Annotated in this window: 5 protein-coding genes; 4 read left to right on the top strand and 1 reads right to left on the bottom strand. The window is 72.7% G+C overall.

What is annotated here, in order from left to right:
- Positions 1–666: enoyl-CoA hydratase-related protein (locus E1286_RS45715; RefSeq protein WP_132623448.1), on the top strand; the 666-nt coding region annotated here is incomplete at its 5' end.
- Between the two features lies 1 nt (position 667).
- Complete coding sequence (locus tag E1286_RS45720) at positions 668–1,600, top strand: alpha/beta hydrolase (RefSeq protein ID WP_132623450.1); 933 nt, start codon at positions 668–670, stop codon at positions 1,598–1,600.
- A gap of 87 nt (positions 1,601–1,687) precedes the next feature.
- Here the strand turns inward: E1286_RS45720 and E1286_RS45725 are convergent, their stop codons facing one another.
- Positions 1,688–3,181 carry an alpha/beta hydrolase family protein gene (locus E1286_RS45725; protein ID WP_132623452.1) on the bottom strand — a complete coding sequence of 498 codons (1,494 nt, stop codon included), beginning with the start codon at positions 3,179–3,181 and terminating at the stop codon, positions 1,688–1,690.
- A gap of 107 nt (positions 3,182–3,288) precedes the next feature.
- On the opposite strand from E1286_RS45725, the gene E1286_RS45730 reads away from it, so the two are divergent.
- Complete coding sequence (locus E1286_RS45730; protein ID WP_132623454.1) at positions 3,289–4,398, top strand: exonuclease SbcCD subunit D; 1,110 nt, start codon at positions 3,289–3,291, stop codon at positions 4,396–4,398.
- Positions 4,399–5,384: AAA family ATPase (locus tag E1286_RS45735; protein ID WP_246075709.1), on the top strand; the 986-nt coding region annotated here is incomplete at its 3' end.

Genomic DNA, 5,384 nt, shown 5'->3' on the forward strand with positions numbered 1-5,384 from the left:
GACCTGGGCGGGGGAGGGGGCACGTTCGCGCATCGGGAGAAGGGCGAGACCGTGGACGGCGCGCCGCGCGACGGCGGCGGCACGGTCGCGCTGAGGATCGCCCGCTCGCTCAAGCCGGTCATCGGCGCGATCAACGGCCCGGCGGTCGGCGTCGGCGTCACGATGACGCTGCCGATGGACGTCCGGCTGGCCTCCGAGACGGCGAAGTTCGGGTTCGTCTTCGCCCGGCGCGGGATCGTCACCGAGGCCGCCTCCAGCTGGTTCCTGCCCCGGATCGTCGGCATCGCGCAGGCCATGGAGTGGGCCGCGACCGGCCGCGTCTTCCCCGCCTCGGAGGCACTCGAGGGGCGGCTCGTCTCGCGGGTGCTGCCGCCCGAGGAACTGCTGCCGGCGGCGTACGCGCTGGCCCGGGAGATCGCCGACCACACCTCCGCCGTCTCCGTGGCGGCCATCCGGCGACTCATGTGGTCGGGCCTGTCGGCGGCCTCGCCGTGGGAGGCGCACGCGGCCGACTCGCGGCTCATGGCCGAGCTGGGCGGCGCGCCCGACGCGGCCGAGGGCGTGACGGCGTTCCTGGACAAGCGGCCGGCCGGCTTCCCGATGAAGGTGAGCAAGGACATGCCGCCCGGCCTCCCGTCATGGCCGGACAATCCTTATGGTGTCTAGCATGTACGAGATCACCGTCCTGCCCATGCCCGACGACTTCGAGGGCGAGGTCGTGGCGACGCTGGTGTCGAGGAAGGCCGCGGCCGGCTCCCGCAGGGCGGTGCTCTACCTGCACGGCTTCACCGACTACTTCTTCCAGGACCACCTGGCCGACCACTACGTCGAGCGCGGCATCGACTTCTACGCGCTCGACCTGCGCAAGTACGGCCGCTCGCTGCTGCCCCACCAGACCAGGGGACTGATCAGGAGCGTCACCGACTATTTCCCCGAGATCGACGAGGCCGTGCGCATCATCCGGCGCGACCACGACGAGCTGACCGTCAACGCCCACTCCACCGGCGGCCTGATCACGGCGCTGTGGGCCGACCGGGTCCGCGGCCGGGGCCTGGTGCAGGGGCTGGTGCTCAACAGCCCGTTCTTCGACCTGAACGTGCCCACGCCGATGCGGCTGGCCGCCGACCTGCTGAAGACGCCGCTGTCGTACACGCGGTGGGTGCTGCCGCTGGGCGTCAACACCGTCTACGGGCGGTCGCTGCACCGCAGCGAGGGCGGCGAGTGGGACTACGACCTGGAGCTCAAGCCGCTCGGCGGCTTCTCCGTGCACGCGATGTGGCTGGCCGCCATCCGCCGCGCGCAGCGCCGGCTGCACGCCGGGCTGTCGGTGGACGTGCCGGTGCTCGTGCTCGCCTGCGCCGCGGGGTTGCGCGTACGCGATTTCGTGCCCGAGGCGCGCTCGGCCGACGTGGTGCTCGATCCGCGGCATATGGCCCGCTGGGCCACCGCGGTGGGGCCGCACGTGACGTGCGTCCGCGTCAAGGACGGCGTGCACGACCTCGTGCTGTCGTCCGAGCCGGTGCGCAAGCAGGTCTTCTCCGAGATCGACCGCTGGATGCAGGCCTACCTTGAGCCGCGTCCAGCGGCTCAAGGCATGTAGCGAAGTTCGCACCTACCTTGAGCCGCGTCCAGCGGCTCAAGGCATGGTAGCGGGGCTCGCACCTCTGTCTTCCAGGGGAACGAGTGTCTACCAGGGGAACGAGAACAACCCGTAGTAGGCCGCGGCCACCATCAGCAGGCCGGTGCCGCCGAGCACGCCGCCGACCGTGACGTACTGCCACCGGCTCGGCTGCAGGCCCTCGCGCAGCGCCGACACGTACGCCGCCACCGCCGTGACCTCCTGGATCAGCATGAGCACGGCCAGCAGCCGCACCACCAGCCAGCCGGCCAGCACCGCCGGCCAGGCGCCGGCCTGGTTGACCGAGAACAGCACCAGCAGCGTGATGAACGCCACCACGGAGGCGAGCAGGCCGAGGCTCGTCCACGCCATCCGGGTCAGCCGGCGCCGGATCGGCGGCCACAACCGGGCGTTGGTCTCCTCGAGCGTCTGGCGGCGGTGGCGCAGGCGGACCACCATGGCGGCGACCGGCCCGGCGACGTAGCCGACGGCGGCCAGGCAGATGGTCAGGCCGAGCATGGTGCCGCCGGCGTACCAGGGCGCGGCGGGCACGTCGCTGGCCTCGAACCGCTGCACCGGGGTGGCGCCCGCCATGTGCACCGCCGGCTTGGCCGTGCCGGGCAGGCCGAGGATCCAGTTGGCCAGGGTCTCCAGGTAGCCCTGGGTGAAGTCGCCGCCGTTGACGCGCATGGCGTGGTCGCCGTTCGCCATGAAGCGGATCGTGTAGTCGTCGTTGCCCGCCTTGCCGAGCGCGGTGATGAGCGCCTTGGTCGACTCGACGAACGGGATCGAGGGGTCGGTGGTGCCGTAGAAGGCGAGGACCGGCTGCTTGACCTGGCTTAACGCGGGCATCGCGTCGTAGCGCAGGAAGTCGAAGCCGACTGCGCCCATGCCCCTGGTCAGCAGGTCGCGGGCGCCGATCGGGGCGCGCAGGCGCAGCACCTGCTCGTTGAGCGCCCAGGCGACCTGGCGCAGCGGGGAGACGTTCGGGGAGGAGACCAGCACCATGTAGCCCACCGACGAGCTCTTGGCCGCGGCGATCGGCACCACCCAGCCGCCCTCGCTGACGCCCCACACCCCGACCCGCTCGGGGTCGACCTCGGGGCGCGTGCGCAGGTATTCGACCATCCGCAGCACGTCGTCGGCGAGGAGCGCGAAGTCGCGGTCGCGGAAGTTGTAGCCGATCGTGCGCTTGTCGAACGCGATCGTCGCCACGCCCGCCTTGGCGAGGAACTCCGCCTGCGGCGTGAACTCCGTACGCGAGCCGTTGCCCGACCCCGACACGAACACCATGGCCGGATGCCGTCCAGGCGTCAGCGGCACCCGGAGCGTGCCCTCCAGACGCTGGCCCTCCGCCGCGATCGAGATCTCCTCGTCACGGATGGGCTGCACCGCCGCCACCGGCCTGAGCTCGGCGACCGGCTGGGCCGGGATGGACTGGAAGGCCGGATCGGCCTTGAGCGGCGGCGGGTCGAACGCGGGCGGCAGGACGTAACCGACGGCCGCGAGAGCCACCAGCACCAGGCCGGCGGCGACGCTCAAGGTGCCACGGCCAGTGCGCATTGGCCTCCCCATGTGCGTTGGTTTGCCCGCTGATCATCCAGCCTACTCCCGGCGGGTGTGGCAGGAGGGGCCACTTTTGTCGGCGGGAGCTGTTAGCTTCCTGCGACATGCGGATCCTGCACACCTCCGACTGGCACCTCGGGCGCTCCTTCCACCGTGAGAGCCTGCTGGCCGGGCAGGCCGCGTTCGTCGATCACCTGGTCGAGACGGTGCGGGCCGAGCGGGTCGACGTGGTGGCCGTCGCCGGCGACGTCTACGACCGGGCGCTGCCGCCGGTCGACGCGGTGGCGCTGCTCGACGAGGCGCTCGCCCGGCTGCGCGCGGCCGGGGCGCGGGTGGTGCTGATCAGCGGCAACCACGACTCGGCGCTGCGGTTGCGGTTCGGCTCGGCCCTGTTCGACGCCGCCGGGGTGCATGTGCGCACCTCGCCCGAGCAGTCCTGGGAGCCGGTGGTGGTCGACGACGTCGCCTTCTACGGCATCCCGTACCTGGAGCCGGAGCTGGTGCGGGCCGCCTGGGAGCTGCCTGACCGCAGCCACACCGCCGCGATCTCCCACGCGATGGGCCGCATCCGCGCCGACGCCGGCCGGCACCGCGCGGCCGTGGTGCTGTCGCACTGCTTCGTCATCGGCGGGCAGGCCAGCGACAGCGAGCGCGACATCAGCGTGGGCGGGGTGGCCTACGTGCCGCTGTCCGCCTTCGACGGGGTCGACTACGTCGCGCTCGGCCACCTGCACGGGCGCCAGCGCATGTCCGAGACCGTCCGCTACTCCGGCTCGCCGCTGGCCTACTCCTTCTCCGAGGCCGGCCACGTCAAGGGGTCGTGGCTGGTCACGCTGGGCGGCGAGGTGGAGTTCGTGCCCGCGCCGGTGCCCCGCCCGATCGGCCGGCTCCGCGGGGCCCTCGACGAGCTGCTGACCGAGCCCCGCCACGCCGCCTACGAAGACCACTGGCTGCAGGTCACGCTCACCGACGCCGTCCGTCCCAAGTCGGCGATGGAGCGGCTGCGCGCCCGCTTCCCCCACACCCTCGCCCTCTCCTTCGACCCGGTCGGCGCCGTCCCCGCCGCGCAGCACGCGCGCGTCAGCGGGCGGCCGGAGACGGAGGTCGCCCTCGACTTCGTCCGCGAGGTGCGCGGCGAGCCTGCCGCGCCCGAGGAGGAAACCCTGCTAAGACAGGCGATCGAGGCATCCCGGGTGAAGGAGACGATGGCGTAGATGCGGCCGCACCGGCTCTCGCTGACGGCGTTCGGGTCCTTTCCCGGCACCGAGACGGTCGACTTCGACGCCCTGGCCCAGGCCGGCCTCTTCCTCGTCCACGGGCCCACGGGGGCGGGCAAGACCACGATCCTCGACGCCCTCTGCTTCGCCCTCTACGGCCAGGTGCCCGGCCAGCGCAACAGCGCCCGCAGCCTGCGCTGCGACCACGCCCCGGCCGGGGCCGGGCCGTCGGTCACGCTGGAGGTGACGATCCGCGGCCGGTTACTGCGCATCCAGCGCTCGCCGACCTGGCAGCGCCCCAAGCGGCGGGGCGCGGGCGTCACCGAGGAGAAGCCCAAGGTCATCGTCTCGGAGTGGCAGGGCTCCGACTGGCGCGGGCTGACCACCCGGCTCGACGAGGCCGGCGACCTGGTGGGCGGGCTGCTCGGCATGAACGCCGCCCAGTTCTGCCAGGTGGCGATGCTGCCGCAGGGCGACTTCGCCAAGTTCCTGCGCGCCGACGGCGACGAGCGGGCCAAGCTGCTGGAGCGGCTGTTCAGCGTCAAGGTGTTCACCCAGGCGGAGTCGTGGCTGGCCGAGCACCGCAAGCTGGCCGGGCGCGAGGCCCAGGAGCTGCGCCAGCAGGTCGACTTCGCCATCAGCCGCGTCGAAGAAGCCGCCGGCCCCGACCTCATCGCCACACTCCCACCCCAGCCCGCGGCTGCGCACACCACGGACTCACCGCCTTCCTTCGCGCCGCAGTCTGAGGCCCCGTCCCGCCCGGACGCACCTGGCTCGTCGGTTCGGCCGAACCGCTCCGGACACCCCGGCGCGGTGCCGGCCTGGCCCGATGCCGGCACGTCGGCCCCGTCCGCGGCGACCCCGGTGCCGCCGCAGCCCGCTTCCGAGGAGACCGCCTTCAAGATGGCCGGCGGGGGTGTTGCGTCCCCGGCCGCTGGGAGTGCCTCGCGCGGTGGCCACGTCGGGTCCGAGGGGAAGAGCGC

It is taken from the genome of Nonomuraea terrae (assembly GCF_004348995.1).
Lineage (GTDB): Bacteria > Actinomycetota > Actinomycetes > Streptosporangiales > Streptosporangiaceae > Nonomuraea > Nonomuraea terrae.